This window comes from Pseudarthrobacter naphthalenicus (assembly GCF_029076445.1).
Lineage (GTDB): Bacteria > Actinomycetota > Actinomycetes > Actinomycetales > Micrococcaceae > Arthrobacter > Arthrobacter naphthalenicus.
This window is the reverse complement of record NZ_JARESG010000076.1, coordinates 1-1,415: the sequence shown is the minus strand read 5'-3', so window position 1 is coordinate 1,415 and position 1,415 is coordinate 1. Positions and strand designations below refer to the sequence as shown.

1 protein-coding gene is annotated in these 1,415 nt (G+C 62.8%); it reads left to right on the top strand.

Annotated elements, in window-relative coordinates:
- Window positions 1-99: 99 nt before the first annotated feature.
- Window positions 100-1,242, top strand: coding sequence for an IS701 family transposase (locus PY310_RS21460; protein ID WP_419095537.1), 1,143 nt, complete (start codon window positions 100-102; stop codon window positions 1,240-1,242).
- Window positions 1,243-1,415 lie beyond the last annotated feature (173 nt).

Genomic DNA, 1,415 nt, shown 5'->3' with positions numbered 1-1,415 from the left:
CTAGTATTACAGTCGCGTTTATTTTCAGTGCTGTCGGCGTTTTAATCGGACTTCGGCCCAGGATCCTGTTAATCATGACGGGTGAGCGATGATGTTTGGGTGGCAGAAATCCGGGAATGGGCTCAGGGCCTTGAGGAAATCAGGGATCTGATCGGGGGTGAGTTCGCGCGCACGGAGCCGCGGAACAACGCGGTCAATTACATCCGCGGCCTGCTTTCGGATGAGGAGCGAAAGAACTCCTGGACCTTGTCCGAGCGCGCCGGGCAGGGCACCCCCGATGGGATGCAACGGCTGCTCTCGACCACGGACTGGGACCCTGACGCCGTGCGTGATGCCCTGGTCGGCTACGTGAAAAAGCATCTGGGCGACGCGAAGGGGATTTTGGCCATTGATGAGACCGGGTTCCTGAAAAAGGGGACCGCCTCGGCCGGAGTGGCCCGCCAGTATTCGGGCACCGCGGGGCGGGTGGAAAACTGCCAGATCGGGGTGTTCCTGACTTATGCCTCACCGGCCGGGCGGACGTTCCTGGACCGGGAACTGTACCTGCCGAAGGCCTGGATCGAGGACCCTGCTCGTTGCAAGCGGGCGGGCGTCCCGGAGGAGCGGGTGATGGCCACCAAACCCGTCCTTGCGGCCGAGATGATTGAGCGTGCACTGGATGCCGGCATCCAAGCCGAATGGGCTACCGGGGACGCGGTCTACGGCCAACACGCCGGGCTGCGCCGCCGGCTGGAAGCCCGAGGCCTGCACTACGTCATGGCCGTTCCCATGAACCAGCGCGTCATCACCCCGGCCCCCGGTTCATTCGGCACCGAGGGCCGGGCGGATGCACTCTTCGCCGGCCTCGACGGACGGGCCTGGCGCACCCGGACAGCCGGGACCGGGACCAAAGGTGAACGGCTCTACGCCTGGGCGAGGATCCGCATCAACGGCCCCGCCGAAACCGGGGAACACTGGCTGTTGGCGCGCCGCTCCCTGAAAGACCCCACGGACCTGGCGTACTTCATCTGCTTCACGCCCGAGAAGGTCACCCTGATCGAATTGGCCAGGGTTGCCGGGGCACGCTGGGCCATCGAGGAAACCTTCCAAACTTCCAAGGGCGAAACCGGCCTCGACCACTACCAAGTACGTCAATACACCGGATGGTACCGGCACATCACACTCTCCATGTTCGCCCACGCCTTCCTCAGCGTCATCCGCTCAAAAAAGGGGGACCTTACCCGGGCTCCGAGCAACTGGTAAGGCTCTCACTGCCCGAAATCAGGCACCTCATCACACGAATCGCCTGGCACCGACAACCAGACCCCCACCACGTTATCCACTGTTCGCTTTGGCGACGAAAACACCAACACCGCGCCCAGCAATGCCACTACAAAGCACGCAGACAGACCATACAAACGCGACTGTAGTACTAG